A 17,719-nucleotide genomic window follows, 5' to 3' on the forward strand; every position below is an offset into this window, starting at 1 on the left:
ATGACCGAAGCCTTGGCTTTTCCTTCGCACATGCCACGTGCGGGTGACACGGTGGGGATGCGCGGGTGGGCGATGCTCCTGTTCGCGGCGTCGCTTTTGGCTGCGCCCATGGCGCTGGCCCAAGAGCCGCCTCAGACCCCACAGGTGCGCGCCCCTGCCATTTCCACCGTCGAGGCACGCGAAGGTGAGATCGCGACGACTGCCACGGTCACGGGAACACTGGTTGCCCGCGAGGAAGTCATCGTCGGCGTCGACGTCGAAGGCTTCAAGATCGTAGAGGTGCTTGCTGAGGTCGGAGACACGGTCAAAGCAGGGCAGGTGCTGGCGCGCCTCGATGCAGCGACTATCGATATCCTGCTCGCCCAGAACACATCGCAATTGGCCAGGGCGGAAGCCGGTATCGCGCAGGCGCGTGCAAGCATCGCTCAGGCGGAAGCAGCCAAGCTCGAAGCCGACTCCGCGCTTGAACGGGCGCAGAGCTTGACGGGCAGCGGCGTGACCGCCCAGCAGACACTTGATCAGCGGATCGCCGCGGCAAGTTCGGCGGAAGCGCAGCTGAATTCGGCGCGCCAGGGCCTTGAGCTTGCCATTGCCGACAAGGCGCTCGTTGAAGCGCAGCGCCGCGAAATCGATCTGAACATGACCAAGACCGAGATCAAGGCGCCGACCGACGGTCTGGTTCTGTCGCGCTCGGCCCGGATCGGCGCGGTCGCTTCGCCTTCAGCCGAGCCGCTTTTCCGGCTTGCCGAGGAGGGCGATGTGGAATTGAGCGCGGATGTCACGGAAACGAGCCTTGCGTCGCTTTCAACCGGCATGGTGGTTCATGTGACCCCGGCGGGCTTTTCGCAGCCGGTGGAGGGCGAAGTTCGACTGATCTCCCCGCAAATCGATGCGGCAAGCCGGCTTGGCGAGATGCGGGTTTCACTCGAAGCCAATCCCGCGCTTCGGCCCGGCGCCTTCGCACGCGGCGTCGTCGAGGTGGCGAGTTCCAATGGCGTCATCATTCCTTTGTCCGCGCTCGTCGTGATCGATGGCGAGGCCACCGTGCAGGCAGTGGTCGATGGTCGCATCGAGACCCGAACCGTGACGACGGGCCTGCGGACGGCTGACCGCGTCGAAGTATTGACGGGTCTGGAGGCGGGCGACGTGATCGTCAGGCGGGCCGGTTCCTTCGTGCGCGACGGCGATGCCGTGACAGCTGTGGCTCAGGCCGAGAGCGGGGACCAATAGCCATGAACTGGAACATCTCCGCCTGGTCGATCCGCAACCCGGTTCCGTCCATTCTTCTCTTCGTCGTGCTGGTGGTGCTTGGTTGGGTCTCATTCCTGAACCTACCCATCACGCGCTTTCCGAACATCGACGTGCCGGTCATCTCCGTCGTCATCACCGAGTCCGGTGCTGCGCCGGCGGAGCTCGAAACGCAGGTTACGAAGCTCGTCGAGGACAGCGTTGCCGGCATCGCCGGGATCGACGACATCCAGTCGACGGTCACTGACGGTCAGTCCGTCACCTCTGCGATCTTTCGGCTCGAGGTCGATACCGACCAGGCGCTGAACGACGTCAAGGATGCGGTCGCCGAGATCCGAGCCGACCTGCCGCGCACGATCGACGAACCGATCATCAGCCGCGTCAACGTCGAGAACCAGTCGATCGTCACCTATGCGGCGTCCGCGCCGGGCATGACGCCTGAAGAACTTTCCTGGCTCGTCGATGATGCGGTGATCCGCGAGTTGCAGGGCCTGCCGGGTGTCGGCCAGGTTGACCGCATGGGCGGCGTGACGCGCGAAATCCACGTCGAGCTCGATCCCGATCGCCTTTTGTCGCTCGGCATCACCGCGACCGAGGTCAATGCGCAGCTGCGCGCGACCAACGTCAACCTGCCGGGTGGACGCGGTGATTTCGGTGGCCAGGAACAAACGATCCGAACGCTTGCCTCAGCCGATTCCATCGAGACGCTCGCCCAGACGAGCATCGCGCTTTCCGGCGGCCGAACGGTGCGTCTCGGAGACATTGGAACGATCTCGGACAGCTGGGAGGAGCCGCGCTCCTTCGCTTCGCTCGATGGCAACCCGGTCGTGTCCTTTTCCATCTATCGCGCAAAGGGCGCGAGCGACACATCGGTGGCCGATGCCGCTGCTGCCAAGGTGGCGGAACTTGCCGCGCTTTATCCGGACGTGACCTTCTCGAAGATCGACGACAGCGTCACCTACACCTATGGCAACTTCGAGTCCGCGATGCACACCCTGGTCGAAGGGGCGGCCCTCGCGGTCATCGTGGTGTTCCTCTTCCTGCGGGACTGGCGGGCGACGCTGGTTGCGGCCGTGACCCTGCCGCTGGCGGCCATTCCCACTTTTTGGGCGCTGGACATGATGGGCTTTTCGCTCAATCTCGTCAGCCTGCTCGCCATCACGCTCGTGACCGGTATTCTCGTCGACGATGCAATCGTGGAAATCGAGAACATCGTCCGGCACATGCGCATGGGCAAATCGCCCTATCGTGCGGCGATGGAGGCGGCCGACGAAATCGGGCTTGCCGTCATCGCGATCACGCTCACCATCATCGCGGTTTTTGCGCCGGTTTCCTTCATGGGCGGCGTCGCAGGCCAGTACTTCAAGCAGTTTGGCCTCACTGTTGCCGTGGCCGTCTTCTTCTCGCTGCTTGTCGCGCGTCTCATCACGCCGATGATGGCGGCGTATTTCATGAAGAACCATGGGGACGAAGACGAGCGCGAAGGCTGGTTGCTGCGGGGCTATACGCGCTTCTTGCGCGCGACGCTGCGCTTCCGTTTCGTGACGCTGGCTGTCGGCGTCGGGCTATTTGCAGCTTCGGTCTGGAGCATCGGCTTTCTGCCGACCGGCTTCATTCCGCGCGAAGATTCCTCGCGTGTCGTGACGTCGGTCGAGCTGCCGCCGGGCTCCACGCTGGACGACACCCGCGAGACCACCAACGCGATCGCCGCCAGCCTCAAGGAGATTCCCGAAGTGGCTTCGGTCATGGTCGTTGGCGGCTCCAGTCCCACCGGAACGCTCGAAGTGCGCCGCGCGTCGATCATCACCAATCTTGTGCGCAAGGGTGAGCGCGAGCGTACGCAGTTTGCCGTCGAAGAAGACATGGCCGCCCGCATGGCGCAGGTGCCCGACATTCGCTTCTTCAACGTCAATGAGCGTGGCGAACGCGAATTGTCGGTCGGCGTTCTCGGCCAGGATGGCGCTGCGGTCGCGGAAGCAGCGCGCATGCTCGAGGAAGAGATGCGCGACGCGCCGATGTTCTCCAACCCCTCGGCGATGTCGGCATTCGATCGGCCTGAAATCCGCATCACGCCACGGCTCGACCAGGCGGCCGATCTCGGTATCGCGCCCGAGCTGATCTCGCAGACGATCCGTGTCGCCACCATCGGCGATGCGGGTGCCAATCTCGCCAAGTTCAACCTGCCGAACCGCCAGATCCCGATCAAGGTCCAGCTGAGCGACATGGCGCGCAACGATCTGGCGACCATTCAGGCCATGCGCATCCCGACGGGCAGTGGCGGCACCGTTCCGCTGACGGCGGTCGCCGATGTCAGCTACGGTCAAGGCGCGTCGACGATCGACCGCTTCGACCGCGAGCGGCTCGTCAAGGTCGGGACGGGCATGGCTGCCGGCTACGAGATCGGGCAGGGCACGGAATGGATCATGGCCAGCGAGGCGGTCAAGAACTTCCCCGCGGGCGTTCGCATCCAGGAAACGGGTGACGCGGAGATCCAGGCGGAGGTGTTCGCGGGCTTCGCCACAGCCATGGGTGCCGGCATCATGATGGTGCTGTGCGTGCTGATCCTGCTGTTCGGCTCGTTCTTCCTGCCGATTACCATCCTGGCGTCCCTGCCGCTGTCGATCGGCGGCGTGGTGCTCGCGCTTCAGCTGACAAACAATGCCGTCTCCATGCCGGTCGTCATCGGTATCCTCATGCTGATGGGCATCGTGACGAAGAACTCGATCATGCTGGTCGATTTCGCCGTCGAGCAGGAAAAGCACGGCATGCCGCAGATCGATGCCATCGTCGATGCAGGCCGCAAGCGCGCGCGGCCGATCATCATGACAACACTCGCCATGGCTGCCGGCATGGTGCCGGCGGCACTCGGCACGGGCGAGGGCGGTGAGTTCCGGGCGCCCATGGCCATTGCGGTCATCGGCGGACTGCTCGTCTCGACGCTCCTGTCGCTGATCTTCATTCCGTCCTTCTACACCCTGATGGACGACCTGACGCACCAGGCCTCGCGCCTGGCCGGCTGGATCCTCAAGCCCAACGCGCCGGATGAGCCTGATCTTCCGACGGGCGGTCATGGCGGCCGGGACGAGGGGACTGAGCGGGACGATCGTAAGCGGTATCCCATGCCGATCGCGGCTGAGTGAACGTTGTCTAAGCCGGCCGCGTCTGAAATCGCGGCCGGCACGCTGATCGCGTCAAAACGTCCATTGGCAAAATGCAACTCTGCTCCATCTTCTCAGTTACTCAGATAACAACAAGAAGGAGCATGCCGTGAGCAAAGCACAGAAGGCGCTGGATCCCAAGCCGCGCGAAGAAAACGTCAATTTCGGTCTCGACGACAAGGCGCGCGAGACGATTGCGCAGAACTTGTCGGCCATCCTGGCGGACACCTATGCGCTTCTGGTCAAGACGCACATCTATCACTGGAATGTCGTGGGGCCGTTGTTCCACTCGATCCACGAGATGACCGAGGTGCAGTACAACGATCTCTTCAAGGCGACGGACGAAATCGCCGAGCGCATTCGTGCTCTGGGCTACCGCGCGCCTGTCGTCGGCAACAAGGGGCACGATATCGTCATCGAGCTCGGCGCCGAGAGCAAGACGGCGCATGAGATGATCGAAGATCTTATCTCCGAGCATGAGAGCACCATTCGCAAGATGCGCGAAGCTGCGGAAGCCGCCGAAGAGGCTGACGACTTCGTCTCACACGACATGCTCGTCGGCCGCATGACCATTCACGAAAAGACTGTCTGGATGCTGCGGGCGCTCGTTACCGACTAAGCTGCGTCGTTTCGATGTAAGGCAAAGGCCGCACGCCAATCGCGTGCGGCCTTTTTCATTTGAGCGGGAGGTCAAGTCTCGCGGCCCCTATGCTCCCGCTGCAGTATCAAACATCATCCGCTGCCGAATTTGTATGCATGCTGCGTCTTCTGAGGGCGTCTTGTATACAATTTTGTGTTTGCTGCAGGGCCAAAAGCCCTACGAAACGACTGATCCTCCGATCTGGCATGCACATTGCTAGCCATGGTGCGCATCTTCCCAAGCGCACATTCAGATCCGAGGACACTCCATGAAACGCCGCAACTTTCTGACAGCATCCGCGTTCGCTACGGCCAGCGTTCCACTGGCCGCGCCGTCGATCGCGAGGGCCCAGGACACATTCACCTGGCAGATGACGAATGCCTATGGGCCTGGCTCGCCATTCTACGTGGAAGGTCCGGGTAGCCCGACGGATTTCTGTGCCAAGGTCGAGCGCATGTCGGGTGGCCGGTTGCGGATCCAGCATTTTGCTGCGGGCGAACTGATCCCTGCATTGGAAGGTTTCGACGCCGTCTCATCCGGCACAGTGCAGATGAACGCGGCAAACTCCTATTTCTGGGCCGGGCGCGTGCCTGCCGCTCAATATTTCACCACGGTTCCGTTCGGCCTCAACTTCCAGGGCCAGAACGCCTGGCTCTATCATGGCGGCGGCATGGAGCTCTGGGACGAACTCTACGAGCCGCTGGGCGTCAAGGCGCTGCCCATGGGCAATACCGGCGTTCAGATGACCGGCTGGTTCCGCGAGCCGATCGAGACCGTCGAAGATTTCCGCGGCCTGGTCATGCGCATTCCGGGTCTTGCAGGACGCGTCTATGCGACGCTCGGCGTCGATGTCCGACTGCTACCGGGCGGTGAAATCTTCCCGGCACTCGAACGCGGCGTCATCGACGCGGCCGAATTCGTCGGTCCGTACCAGGATCGTCGCCTCGGCCTGCAGAACGCGGCGAAATATTACTACACCACCGGCTGGCACGAGCCGTGCAACGTCACGGAGCTTCTGATCAATCGGGCAGCCTGGGATTCGCTGCCGGACGATCTGAAGGCGATCGTCGAAGCGGCCGCCATGGCTTGCAACATCGAAAGCCACACCTGGTGCGAAGCCACCAACGCGGAAGCGCTGGCCGACCTCGTCGAAAACGAAGGTGTCATTGCCGACACGCTGCCGGAAGCTGTCGTCGAGGCACTGCGCGAAGCCACCATGGCCGTGCTGGAAGAGGGTGCCGCCGCCGATCCGAGCGTTCGCAAGGTCCACGACGCATTCATGGCGTTCAAGGCCCAGCACGACCAATGGTCAGGTGTTTCCGAGCGGCCGTTCCACAATATGGCCGGCTGACGCGGCATGATCGCAATCATCGAAAAGGCTGCGAACGGCACTGCGCGTGTCGTTCGCATCGTCGGCCAGACGGCGGCATGGCTCGGTCTCGCTCTGGTGCTTCTCGTCGCGTTCAACGTGCTGTCGCGCTACGCGTTCGGCATCAGCAGCGTCGCCACGCAGGAAGCGGAGTGGCACCTGATGGCGGCGGGTGCTCTGCTCGGCATGTCTTATGGATTGAACCAGGGCGGCGAAGTCCGGGTCGACGTTCTTTACGACAAGTTTTCTCCCGAGCTGAAAGCAACGATCGACATCATTGCAGCGCTGATGCTGATGCTCGCGTCGATCTTCATCGTGTGGCTGTCGATCAACTACGTGCATCAGAGCTACGCGATCGGCGAAATCTCCCCCGACCCTGGCGGCCTGCACTATCGCTTTCTGCTGAAGGCCCTCATCCCCGTTGCCTTCGTTCTGCTCGCGCTTCAGGCGCTGTCGATGATGCTCGAAAACATCGTGCGGCGCGCACATCTGAAGCAGCCCCTCGCCAATCCGGACAAGCACTGACATGCCATTCACCGAGTTTCTGGCGCTCGCCATGATCGGCGCCTTCTTCGTCATGCTGATGGCCGGCATTCCTGTCGCCATCTGTCTTGCGGTTACCGGGTTCGTGTTCGGTTATGCGGGCTTCGGCCCCATGCTGTTCAATCTGGTGCCGGCGCGCATCTACGGTGTCATCACCAACTACACGCTTCTGGCATTGCCCCTCTTCATCTTCATGGGCCTGATGCTGGAGCGATCGAAGATCGCGGAGCAATTGCTTGACGTGATCGGCTTGGCGATGGGCGGCATTCGCGGCGGCATGGCGCTCGCGATCATCATCGTCGGCGTCCTGATGGGCGCAGCGTCCGGCGTCGTCGGTGCCACGGTGGTTACGCTCGGCCTCATCGCGCTCGCTCCGGTGCTCAACCGCGGTTACGACAAGGGCGTCGCGACCGGCGTGATCTGCGCTTCGGGCACGCTCGGGCAGATCATTCCGCCGAGCCTAGTCTTGATCCTGCTGGCCGATATCATGGGGCAGTCGGTCGGCACGCTGTTTGCCGCGGCGCTCATTCCCGGTCTTCTGCTGTCGGGCATGTTCGTCCTCTACATCATCGTGCTGGGCCTGATTAAGCCCGGCTCCATGCCGCCGATCCCGCAAGCCGAGCGGGATGCGATTTCAGGCGGCGAACTGGCGGTCAAGCTCCTGCAAGTCGTCGCACCGCCCATCGCTCTGATCTTTCTGGTCTTGGGCTCGATCATCGGCGGCGTCGCGGCGCCGACCGAAGCAGCCTCCATGGGCGCGCTCGGCTCCATCCTGCTTGCGGCGTTTACCGGCCGGCTCACCTATCCGATGATGCGGGAGGTCGTGCGGGCGTCCTTCATCGCCTCGGCCATGGTGTTTATGATCCTGATCTTCGCCCAGCCCTTCGCTCTAGCCTTTCGCGGTCTCGGCGGCGAGCGTCTGGTTCACGATGCTTTCAGCATGGTGCCCGGCGGCCTGGATGGGCAGATCCTGTTCCTGATGATCCTCATCTTCTTCCTCGGTTTCTTCCTGGAGTGGATCGAGATTTCCTACATCGCGCTTCCGCTGTTCCTCCCGGTTTTCGCGAGCGCCGGCGCCGACCTCACCTGGATCGCGATTCTCGTTGCGGTGAACCTGCAAATGTCGTTCCTGACGCCGCCCTTCGGCTGGGCGCTCTTCTTCCTGAAGGGCGTTGCGCCGCCGGGCGTGACCACGCTCGATATCTATCGGGGGGTTGTGCCCTTCATCGCAATTCAGGCATTGGCGGTGTTCATGGTCTATCTGTTCCCGGGCCTTGCGACATGGCTGCCGGAAGCAATCGGTTGGTGATGACATGCTGAAGAGTGCGTTGGGTTACAATGGTGCGTTCACCGCGCCGCATCGTGCGGCGGCGCTTGCCGGGCGAGATATCCTCGAGGCGGGCGGTACCGCCGTCGAGGCGATGGTGGCAGCGGCGGCGACGATCGCCGTCGTCTATCCGCACATGAACGGCATCGGCGGCGACGGCTTTTGGCTGATCAAGAAGAAGGGCGAAGCGCCCATCGGTATTTCGGGCTGTGGACGGGCAGCGGCTCTCGCGGATGTCGCCTTTTACCGGAAGGCCGGCCATGTCGACGCCATCCCGGCGCGCGGGGGCTTGGCTGCATTGACCGTGCCCGGGACCATCGATGGATGGCGGCTGGCCTTGGAGCATGGCGGCGGACTTTTGCCGCTCTCCGACCTCCTGGCATCGGCCATCGGCTATGCGCGCGACGGGATTGCCGTCACTGGAAATCAGTCCGATTGCACCCGCGACAAGCTGTCGACGCTTGCAGACGTGCCGGGATTTGCGGAGCAGTTCCTTGTCGATGGCGCACCGCCTCGCGCCGGGCACAGGATGAAGCAGGCGGCGCTTGCGGATACATTGTCGCATCTGGCCGAACATGGTCTTGAAAGCTTCTACAAGGGCGACATCGCTGCTGCCCATGCGCGTTATCTCGAAGCCAATGGCAGTCCGCTGCGACTGTCCGACTTCCACAGCTTCGCGGCGAGCGAAGTCGCGCCGCTGTCGCTTACCACCTCGCTCGGCATGCTCTTCAACATGACGCCGCCGACGCAGGGCGTCTCGTCACTGATGATCCTCGGGCTGTTCGACCGCCTGGGCGTTACGGAAGCCGAAGGTTTCGACCATCTCCACGGCCTGATCGAAGCGACCAAGCAGGCCTTCATCAAGCGCAATGCCGAGCTTGGCGATCCGGACGCGATGGCAGAGCCGGCGCAATCCTGGCTCGATGCGGCAGGACTGGACGCCATGGCCAGCCGGATAGACCGCCAGCGCGCGCTGCCCTGGCCTTACGAGCCGAAGGAAGGCGACACGATCTGGATGGGCGCAGTCGATGCGGAAGGCACCGTGGTGTCCTTCATCCAGAGTGTCTTCTGGGAATTCGGATCCGGCCTGACCTGCCCGGAAACGGGCGTGTTCTTCCAAAACCGTGGCGCAGGGTTCTCCCTGAAGCCGGGGCCGAACGAACTTGCGCCTTTCAAGCGGCCGTTCCACACGTTGAACCCGGCCATGGCCGAGCTTTCAGATGGACGCATCTTCGCCTATGGCACGATGGGTGGCGAAGGCCAGCCGCAGACGCAGGCGGCCATCTTCACCCGCTACGCGCAGTTCGGCCAGGATCTGCAGCAGGCAATAACGGCACCGCGTTGGCTCCTCGGCAAGACGTGGGGCGATGCCACGACGACGCTGAAGCTTGAAAGCCGTTTCCCCGCGAATCTGATCGAAGATCTCGGCCAGGCGGGTCACGAGGTGGAGATCATCCCCGAATTCTCCGATCTCGCAGGTCATGCCGGCGCGGTCGTTCTCCACGCCGATGGGCTGATGGAGAGCGCTTCCGACCCGCGCTCGGATGGGGCCGCCATCAGCTACTGAAGCATGGGCGCGCCCGATCGGCGGATCAGTTCCGCCGATCGAGCACCGCGCGTGCCGCACTTTGCAGATGGCGGCGGAGCGCTTTTTCCGCGTCGCGCGCGTTGCGATCCAATATTGCCGTGACGATCGTGTCGTGCTCGGCACAGGAGCGGGCGATGCGCTCGGTCATCCGGAACTGCGAGGAGCGGAACGGCGCAAGCTTGAGGCGCAAAGCCTGCGCGATCTCGACGACCTCGCCATTGTGCGTGCCGTCGAAGATCATGCCGTGAAAATCTGTGTTTGCCAGATCATAGCTTTGAAAATCGCGCTGCTCGGCCATGCGCTGCATCTTCAGGTGCAGCGTCTCGAAGGCGGCGCGCTCGCTGACCGTCATCCGCTCGGCAGCCAGCCGACCGCAGAGCGCCTCGATCTCGCCCATCGCCTCGAACATTTCGCCGATCCGCTCGCTCGATTGCTCCGAGACGATGACACCGCGATAGGGCACGCGTTGCGCGAGCGACCTTGAGACCACCACATGAAGCGCTTCGCGCACGGGTGTTCGGGAAACGCCGAAGCGCTTCGCCAACGCATTTTCATCGAGCTTGCTGCCCGCCGGCAGAACCTGATTGACTATTTCGCGTTCCAACTCGGCGGCAATGAATGCGCTGTGGACATTCTTGTGCATGTGCATGACGTAATTCTGGACCCGACGCTCGGCGGCACTTCATTCAAGCTTTCGCCATGAAAGTGTCTTCCGAACGGCCGCGCCGCGCAACACGCATTCAGATTTGTCCTCGACCGATGTGGAGCTCCACTGCGCTCGCTGATTAAGAGGCGTTCTTCCTGCGATTGCTCTCGCGCCAGGCGAGAAGCAGAGCGCCGCCGACGATCAGGGCCGCACCTATGAAGCTCGTTGCCGGCGGCACAATGCCGAACAGGGCAAAGTCGTAGATAGCCGCGAATATGAGCGTCGCGTAGAAGATCGGCATGACGAGGCTGGCATCGCCGCTCTTCATGGCCTGGATAAAGCACGTCTGGGCGCAGACCATGATCGAGCCGAGCAGCGCGAGCATCAACCATTGCGTGGTGGTCGGCCAGATCCAGACGAAGCTCGCCGCCGTGACCGCGATGAGCATGCCGATCGTGTTGTTGATGACGAGGATCCGCAAGGGCGGCTCGCCACCCGCAAGCACCTTGATCATGATCGCTTCGAGGCCAAGGAACAGCGCGGAGGCGAGGGCGACGAAGACCACCGGCTGAAAGGCCTCGCTGCCGGGCCGGATCAGCACCATGGCCCCGATGAGTGCGAGCCCGGCGGCGGCCCAGCGCCACGGCCCCACGCGCTCGGAGAGAAGCGGGATGGCGAGGATCATCGCCACGATCGGGTTCAGAAACGAGATCGCCGTGGCATCGGCAAGCCGCATATAGGCCGATGCGGCGAAGAGGCAGGTGACGCCCGCCCAACCGGCGACGGAACGGCCGATGTGATAGGGCAGCTTGGCGCTCTTGAGGGAAGGACGGAGGATCGCGACGATCGGCATCAAGGCGAGCCAGGCAAACAGAAAGCGGCCCGCGCTCACCTGCAGCGGATGCAGCGGTGAACCGCCGCCTGCGCCGATACCCTGACCAAGCGCCTTGGCGATGAGCGTCGTCGCCGCAATCAAGGCGCAGGCGAGCAGCATCATTACGATGCCTCTGATGGCGCTGCCTGCCGTGTCGGCGCGGTGTTGGGCAGCATGGGGCGCTGTGGCGTGGGTTGAGGACAAGGTCGAACTCCGATTGGGTCGCATCGGCGCCTCAATGCCATTGTTTTCCATACGCAACCAATAGAGAATGATGCGGTATCTATTCATTCTGGATATGGATCATGCGTCCGTCGGCCCATCAGCTCGAATGTTTCTCCGCCGTCATGAGGCTCGGCACGGCGACTGCGGCTGCCAATGTGCTCAACACCTCGCAACCGAGCGTGACCCGGGCACTGAAGCAACTGGAGGATGCAACGCGGCTTCAGCTGTTCGAGCGTCGCGAGGGGCGTTTGCATCCAACCGCGGAAGCCAGGGAACTGATGGCGCAGGTGGAGGCGAGCTTTACCGGACTGGAGCGGATTGGGCATGCGGCCGAGATGATCCTGCGCCGCCGTCGCGGCATGGTCCGGATCGGTTGCCTGCCGGCCTTCGCGCAAGGCTTCATTGCTCGGGCAACGGCTTCTTTCTTGCGCGACGAGCCTGACCGTCACGTCTCCCTGGTGCCGTTGACCGTTCGAGACCTCATGCGAGCGTTGCGGGACCAGGAATTGGACCTCGGTATCGTGGCGTTCGAGGTGGCCGCGTCGGATGAACTTGCCGCGGAGCGGTTCACCGACATCAACGAGATCGCGTTGCTACCACCGGGGCATCGGCTTGCGGGAAGCGGTGCGATCAGCCTCGCGGACCTCGCCGGCGAGGCGATGATCGCGATCGCCGTGCCCGATCCCTATCGGCGCCGGGCGGAGGCGATCATGGATGCGGCCGGCGCTCGTCCACGCCATGTGGTGGAAACGGCGACAAGCCATGGAGTCGGGTCCATGGTCGCAGCCGGGCTCGGGGTCGGGATCATGAACCCGATCACCGCTCTTGATTTCCTCGGCTCCGGTGCAACGATGCTGCGCCTCAAAGATCGCCTGCCTTTCCACACGACATTGGTGACGCCGCGACGGCTTGAACGGCCTGGCGCAATACGGCACTGCATCGCAGCTCTGAACGCGGAGCGGGCGACATCGCTCGAAAGAGTCGACGCACTGCTCGGGCAAACGAAGTCGGCAAAAGAGGACTGACGATGTATCGCGCGAACCCTTGGAAGGCGAAAGATCTGCCGGCGGATCTGGCAACACTGCCCCAGGTCGCGGACGATGCTGGACCGGTGCTTACGCTTCTTTCGCGATGTCCCTCCTATCGGCCTACGCCGCTGTTGCACATTTCGTCGCTCGGAGCATCGATCGGCGGTGCAGGTCTCTGCGTGAAGGACGAGACGGCGCGGATGGGGCTCGGATCGTTCAAGGCGCTCGGCGCCGCCTATGCGATTGCGCGCGATGCCGTTGCGGCTGCGGGCGATGACAATCTTGCGTCGGCGCTTGCTGGCCGGACCTATGTGACGGCGAGTGCTGGCAATCACGGAATGTCGGTCGCTGCCGGAGCGCGCGTCTTCGGCGCGCATGCCGTCATCTTCATCAGCGAGACGGTGTCGGACGAGATCGCCGGAAGGCTCCGCGGCAAGGGGGCACGGGTTGTCCGTCAAGGCCATGACTACGAGGCCAGCATGGCCGCGGCGGCCGAGGCTGCCGACGCGAATGGCTGGACGCTGCTCTCCGATTCCACGTGGCCCGGTTATACGACGCCGGCACTCGACGTCATGGCCGGCTATCTGGCGCTCGCCGAAGAGATCGTCAACGAGATGGTGACGCCGCCGACGCATGTCTTTCTGCAGGCAGGCGTGGGCGGGTTTGCGGCAGCGATGCTCGCGCGCTTCAGAAATGCCTGGGGGAGCGATGGCTTCGAGGCGCTTGTCGTCGAGCCGGCATTCGCGCCATGCATCATGGAGAGCCTTGTCGCCGGGCGCGCGGTGCGGGCCGATGGGCCGGTCTCGGCTATAGGCAGGCTCGACTGCAAGGAGCCGTCGCATGTCGCTCTGGCCACGATCGCCCGGCTCGCCGATGGCTGCCTGACCGTGACGGAAGAGGAGGCCGCCGATGCCGCCAGCATGCTCTTCACAGTGGGTATTGCCACGACGCCTTCAGGTGCTGCGGGATTTGCCGGCGCCATCGGCTATGAAAAAGCGGTTGGTGGCCTTGGTCCTGATGCCCGCGTTCTGGTCGTGGTCACCGAGGGCACGTGACGCTCAACGATGGGGATGGATCGTCAGCGGACGCTGCTCCTCGATCGCTTCCATCGCGAAATAGGACGTCACGGATTCGAGCTCGACCGCCTCGATCAGGCGCTGGTAGACGGCGTCGTAGCTGATCATGTCGCGGGTGACGATCTTCAGCATGTAATCGTAGTCGCCGCCGATACGGAAGAAGTCGGTAATGTCCGGGATCGAGGACACATGGGTGCGGAACGTCTTCAGCCAACTCGTCGAGTGATGGCGCGTGCGCACCATGACGAAGACGACGAGGCCCAGTTCGACCTTGTGGCGGGCAACGCGGATCGTGCGGCCGGCAATGATGCCGTCGTCTTCCAGCGCCTTCAGCCGTCTCCAGCACGCATTTTGCGACAGGCCGATCTTCTGGGCCAAATCGCGCTGCGACAGGCCAGCGTCTAGCTGAAGCTCTCGCAATAGTCTTACGTCAAATTGATCGATTTTTCGGGTCATCGTCGTTCATTTGACCCAATTTGTGTTTGTTTAGCAAACATTTTGATGAACATTTCCCACTGCATCTGCGTCAAACTTGTTTCAAGCAATCGAACCAAGGCATGCGCAGATGGATGGGAGCCTGGAAAACTGGGCCAAGGAACTGGCGGGCGAGGGAGATCTGATCGCTCGGCTTCGTGACGGCCTGATCGGCGAGGGTGCCTTGATCGAAGGCCCTTTTGGGCCGCGCCGGCTCGTCTATGCTGACTACACTGCTTCCGGCCGGGCGCTGCGGCAGATCGAAATGTTCGTGATGGAACAGGTTCTGCCGTTTTACGCCAACAGCCACACCGAGGCGTCCCATTGCGGGGCCTATTCCACCCGCCTGCGCGAAGCTGCACGCGCATCGGTCAGCCGCATGCTCGGCGCCGGCAGTGCACATAGCGTCATCTTTACTGGATCGGGTGCGACCGCCGCCATCAACCGGCTCGTCGGCTTGCTGGCGATCACGGAGCGGATCGCGCGCGGCGAAGCTGTCACGGTCATCATCGGTCCCTACGAGCATCACTCCAACCTTCTGCCGTGGCGCGAGAGCGGCGCGCGGATCGTGGAGATCTCCGAAGAAGAGGGCGGCGGCCCGGACCAGGTTCAACTGACTGAAGCGCTTGTGGATGCAACGTCGCGGGGCTTCACGGTTGCTGCGTTTTCTGCCGCGTCCAACGTGACGGGTATTGTCAGCAATGTCGTCGGGATCACGCGGCTCGTGAAGGCCCATGGCGCGATCGCGATCTGGGACTATGCTGCCGGCGCACCCTATCTGCCGATGTCGATGGTGCCTGCGGACGACGCAGCGATCGATGCCATTGTCTTCTCGCCTCATAAATTTATTGGCGGGCCGGGAGCGTCTGGCATCCTCGCTTTGAAGAATGACATTGTCGCCACCGCGCGGCCGACCCTTCCAGGTGGCGGAACCGTGTCTTTCGTCTCGCCATGGGCGCATCGCTACAGCGACAAGATCATTGCACGTGAGGAGGCCGGGACGCCGAATGGGATCGGCGATATTCGCGCCGCACTCGTGCTACTGGTCAAACAGGCGGTCGGTCAGTCCTTCATCTCCAGGCGTAACCGTGAGTTGCGGGCGATGGCGCTCGAGCGCTGGTCGAACATTCCGCGGCTTGAGGTTCTGGGCGGACACATCGAGGACGCCTTGCCCATCATGTCGTTGCGCGTGCGCGACGGTCGGGGCGGCCATGTGCACCACCAACTCGTCACTCGCATGCTGAGCGATCACCACGGCATCCAGGGACGGGGCGGCTGCGCCTGCGCCGGGCCTTATGCGCACCGACTTCTCGGTATCGACGAGGCGGCTTCGCGCGATCTAGCCGCTGCAATCGATGCGGGAATGGAAATGGAAAAGCCCGGCTGGGTACGGCTGAATTTCAGCTATCTGTTGAGCGATGAGAAGGCGCGCTTCATTATTGATGCCGTCGCCGATCTGGCGTCGAAGGCTGCCGATCTTGCTTGCGACTATCGCTCAGATCCCGCCACGGCGCGCTTTGCGGTCAGCCGAGAAAGCAGTGTTGCAGCATGACGTGAGGAGCGCCCATTGACGCTTGCCGCACCGCTGGACCTCGGGCATGATATCCTCCAATATATTGGAGGAGGCACTGTCCGCATGGATCTGGGAAAGAGGATTTCCGAGCGTCTCAAGGAGATCCGCCGAGAGCGCAACCTGTCGCTCGATGCCGTCGCCCGGCTGTCGGGTGTGTCGCGCTCGATGCTGTCGCAGATCGAACGCGGAAGCTCCAGCCCCACCGTCTCTACCTTGTGGAACCTGACGCGTGCGCTCGACGTCGATTTCGCGGGTTTGATCGACGGAAAGGTGCCGGTCAATGACGGCTTCCGGGAGATCGTCAAGGCCGATCGGATCCCCACAATCGAGTCAAAAGGCGAGGGATGTCGTCTAAAGATTCTCAGTCCACCGGATTATGCGGGCGACTGCGAGCTTTACGAAGTGATTTTCGATGCTGGCGGTGCGCTTGTCAGCGAACCGCATCGCGACGGTTGCGAAGAGCATCTGACTATCCTGGAGGGGGAGATCACTGTCAAATCCGGCGTGCGCTCTCTCGATTTCGAAAAGGGTGATACGGCCTGTTATCGGGCAGACAGGCCGCATTCTTTGGAGGCTAAGAACGGCCCCGCACGCGCAATTCTCATGGTGCGCAACTCCTAGTTTGCATCAATCGCGGGCAGTTACATTCCGTGCATTCTTATTGTTCAACATCGATTGACATGTCCGCTATATTGGATAACGTTCTTAGTCGAAAGTGTTAGCCGGCGTCTGCAAGGAGACCGTCTTGTCCGCATTTCTCGCCCGCATCGATGCCGAACTGGCGGAGATCCGCGCTGCCGATCTTTACAAGACGGAGCGGCCGATCCGGTCGCCGCAGGGCGCGCGAGTGTCGATCGAAGGCCGCGGCGGCGACATCATCAATCTCTGCGCCAACAACTATCTCGGTCTTGCCGATAATCCGGAACTCGTCGCAGCCGCGACCGCGGCGCTGGAAACGTCGGGCTACGGCATGGCCAGCGTGCGCTTCATCTGCGGCACCCATGATTTGCATCGGGAACTGGAAACGTCGATCGCGCGCTATCTCGGCAAGGACGACGCGATTTTATTCGCCGCGTGTTTCGATGCCAATGGCGGGCTGTTCGAACCGCTCCTGACCGACCAGGATGCGATCGTTTCCGATAGCCTGAACCATGCCTCCATCATCGATGGTATCCGGCTCTGCAAGGCGAAGCGCTACCGCTACGCAAATTCCGACATGAACGAACTGGAGGCCGCGCTGAAGCAGGCGCGGGCCGACGGCGCGCGCTCGATCATGATCGCGACCGACGGTGTCTTCTCGATGGACGGCTATCTCGCCAAGCTGCCCGAGATCGTTGCATTGGCGCGCGCCTACGATGCGGTCGTAATGGTCGACGATTGTCATGCGACGGGCATCATGGGCGAGCGCGGCGCGGGCACGCATGTGCACCATGGCGTGGCTGACGGGATCGATATCCTCACCGGTACGCTGGGCAAGGCGCTCGGCGGCGCGATCGGTGGCTATATCGCTGGTCCGCAGGCCGTTATCGATCTGCTGCGTCAGCGTGCGCGCCCCTATCTTTTTTCGAACGCGCTTCCACCCATGGTCACGGCTGCCAGCATCAAGGCGATCGAACTGGCTGAGAAGGGCGACCATCTGCGCGCGCGGCTTTACGCGAACACGGCGAAATGGCGCTCGGGCCTTGAAGCGCTCGGCTTCCGCCTGCTGCCGGGCGAACATCCGATCGTGCCGGTCATGTTCGGCGAGGCGTCCATTGCGCAAGCCATGGCCAAGCGGCTCTACGAAGCAGGCGTCTATGTCAGCGGCTTCTTCTATCCCGTCGTTCCCAAGGGCCAGGCGCGCATCCGCACCCAGATGAATGCGGATTTGACCGAGGACGACCTCGATGCGGCACTTGCCGCATTCGGCGAAGCCGGGCGCGAACTGAAGGTGATCTCGTGATCTCGAAT

15 protein-coding genes are annotated in these 17,719 nt (G+C 62.7%); 12 read left to right on the forward strand and 3 right to left on the reverse strand.

The annotated features are described in order from the left end of the window. The 7 genes from D5400_RS06700 (at position 1) to D5400_RS06730 (ending at position 9,852) form a co-directional block, all read left to right on the forward strand. Positions 1-1,230 carry an efflux RND transporter periplasmic adaptor subunit gene (locus D5400_RS06700; RefSeq protein ID WP_245451464.1) on the forward strand — a complete coding sequence of 410 codons (1,230 nt, stop codon included), beginning with the start codon at positions 1-3 and terminating at the stop codon, positions 1,228-1,230. Positions 1,231-1,232: 2 nt separating this feature from the next. Next, the gene (locus D5400_RS06705) at positions 1,233-4,388 is read left to right on the forward strand and encodes an efflux RND transporter permease subunit (RefSeq protein ID WP_126008854.1); all 3,156 of its coding nucleotides are present in this window, start codon (positions 1,233-1,235) and stop codon (positions 4,386-4,388) included. Positions 4,389-4,515: 127 nt separating this feature from the next. Then, positions 4,516-5,025, forward strand: a complete 510-nt coding sequence (locus D5400_RS06710) for a Dps family protein (RefSeq protein WP_126008856.1) — start codon at positions 4,516-4,518, stop codon at positions 5,023-5,025. A 289-nt stretch (positions 5,026-5,314) separates the two neighbouring features. Continuing rightward, complete coding sequence (locus D5400_RS06715; RefSeq protein WP_126008858.1) at positions 5,315-6,397, forward strand: TRAP transporter substrate-binding protein; 1,083 nt, start codon at positions 5,315-5,317, stop codon at positions 6,395-6,397. A 6-nt stretch (positions 6,398-6,403) separates the two neighbouring features. After that, complete coding sequence (locus D5400_RS06720; RefSeq protein WP_126008860.1) at positions 6,404-6,940, forward strand: TRAP transporter small permease subunit; 537 nt, start codon at positions 6,404-6,406, stop codon at positions 6,938-6,940. Between the two features lies 1 nt (position 6,941). Beyond that, positions 6,942-8,267 carry a TRAP transporter large permease gene (locus D5400_RS06725; protein ID WP_126008862.1) on the forward strand — a complete coding sequence of 442 codons (1,326 nt, stop codon included), beginning with the start codon at positions 6,942-6,944 and terminating at the stop codon, positions 8,265-8,267. Positions 8,268-8,271: 4 nt separating this feature from the next. Further along, the gene (locus tag D5400_RS06730) at positions 8,272-9,852 is read left to right on the forward strand and encodes a gamma-glutamyltransferase family protein (RefSeq protein ID WP_126008864.1); all 1,581 of its coding nucleotides are present in this window, start codon (positions 8,272-8,274) and stop codon (positions 9,850-9,852) included. Between the two features lie 25 nt (positions 9,853-9,877). Here the strand turns inward: D5400_RS06730 and D5400_RS06735 are convergent, their stop codons facing one another. Together D5400_RS06735 and D5400_RS06740 are read right to left on the reverse strand one after the other, a co-directional pair. Then, a complete protein-coding gene (locus tag D5400_RS06735) occupies positions 9,878-10,522 on the reverse strand; it encodes a GntR family transcriptional regulator (protein ID WP_126008866.1) in 645 nt (214 codons plus the stop codon). 136 nt (positions 10,523-10,658) lie between these two features. Beyond that, the gene (locus D5400_RS06740) at positions 10,659-11,597 is read right to left on the reverse strand and encodes a DMT family transporter (RefSeq protein WP_205665527.1); all 939 of its coding nucleotides are present in this window, start codon (positions 11,595-11,597) and stop codon (positions 10,659-10,661) included. A gap of 101 nt (positions 11,598-11,698) precedes the next feature. On the opposite strand from D5400_RS06740, the gene D5400_RS06745 reads away from it, so the two are divergent. Together D5400_RS06745 and D5400_RS06750 are read left to right on the forward strand one after the other, a co-directional pair. Continuing rightward, positions 11,699-12,643, forward strand: a complete 945-nt coding sequence (locus tag D5400_RS06745) for a LysR substrate-binding domain-containing protein (RefSeq protein WP_126008868.1) — start codon at positions 11,699-11,701, stop codon at positions 12,641-12,643. A 2-nt stretch (positions 12,644-12,645) separates the two neighbouring features. Further along, a complete protein-coding gene (locus tag D5400_RS06750; protein ID WP_126008870.1) occupies positions 12,646-13,701 on the forward strand; it encodes a pyridoxal-phosphate dependent enzyme in 1,056 nt (351 codons plus the stop codon). Positions 13,702-13,704: 3 nt separating this feature from the next. Here the strand turns inward: D5400_RS06750 and D5400_RS06755 are convergent, their stop codons facing one another. Continuing rightward, on the reverse strand, positions 13,705-14,178 hold the full coding sequence (locus D5400_RS06755) for an Lrp/AsnC family transcriptional regulator (protein WP_126008872.1): 474 nt from the start codon (positions 14,176-14,178) through the stop codon (positions 13,705-13,707). Positions 14,179-14,287: 109 nt separating this feature from the next. Between D5400_RS06755 and D5400_RS06760 the strand changes: the two genes are divergently transcribed. The 3 genes from D5400_RS06760 (at position 14,288) to D5400_RS06770 (ending at position 17,711) form a co-directional block, all read left to right on the forward strand. Further along, positions 14,288-15,748, forward strand: coding sequence for an aminotransferase class V-fold PLP-dependent enzyme (locus D5400_RS06760; protein ID WP_126008874.1), 1,461 nt, complete (start codon positions 14,288-14,290; stop codon positions 15,746-15,748). 15 nt (positions 15,749-15,763) lie between these two features. Continuing rightward, the gene (locus D5400_RS06765) at positions 15,764-16,390 is read left to right on the forward strand and encodes a helix-turn-helix domain-containing protein (RefSeq protein ID WP_205665528.1); all 627 of its coding nucleotides are present in this window, start codon (positions 15,764-15,766) and stop codon (positions 16,388-16,390) included. Between the two features lie 124 nt (positions 16,391-16,514). Next, complete coding sequence (locus D5400_RS06770) at positions 16,515-17,711, forward strand: glycine C-acetyltransferase (RefSeq protein WP_126008876.1); 1,197 nt, start codon at positions 16,515-16,517, stop codon at positions 17,709-17,711. The last annotated feature ends 8 nt before the right edge of the window (positions 17,712-17,719 follow it).

Source organism: Georhizobium profundi, from assembly GCF_003952725.1.
Lineage (GTDB): Bacteria > Pseudomonadota > Alphaproteobacteria > Rhizobiales > Rhizobiaceae > Georhizobium > Georhizobium profundi.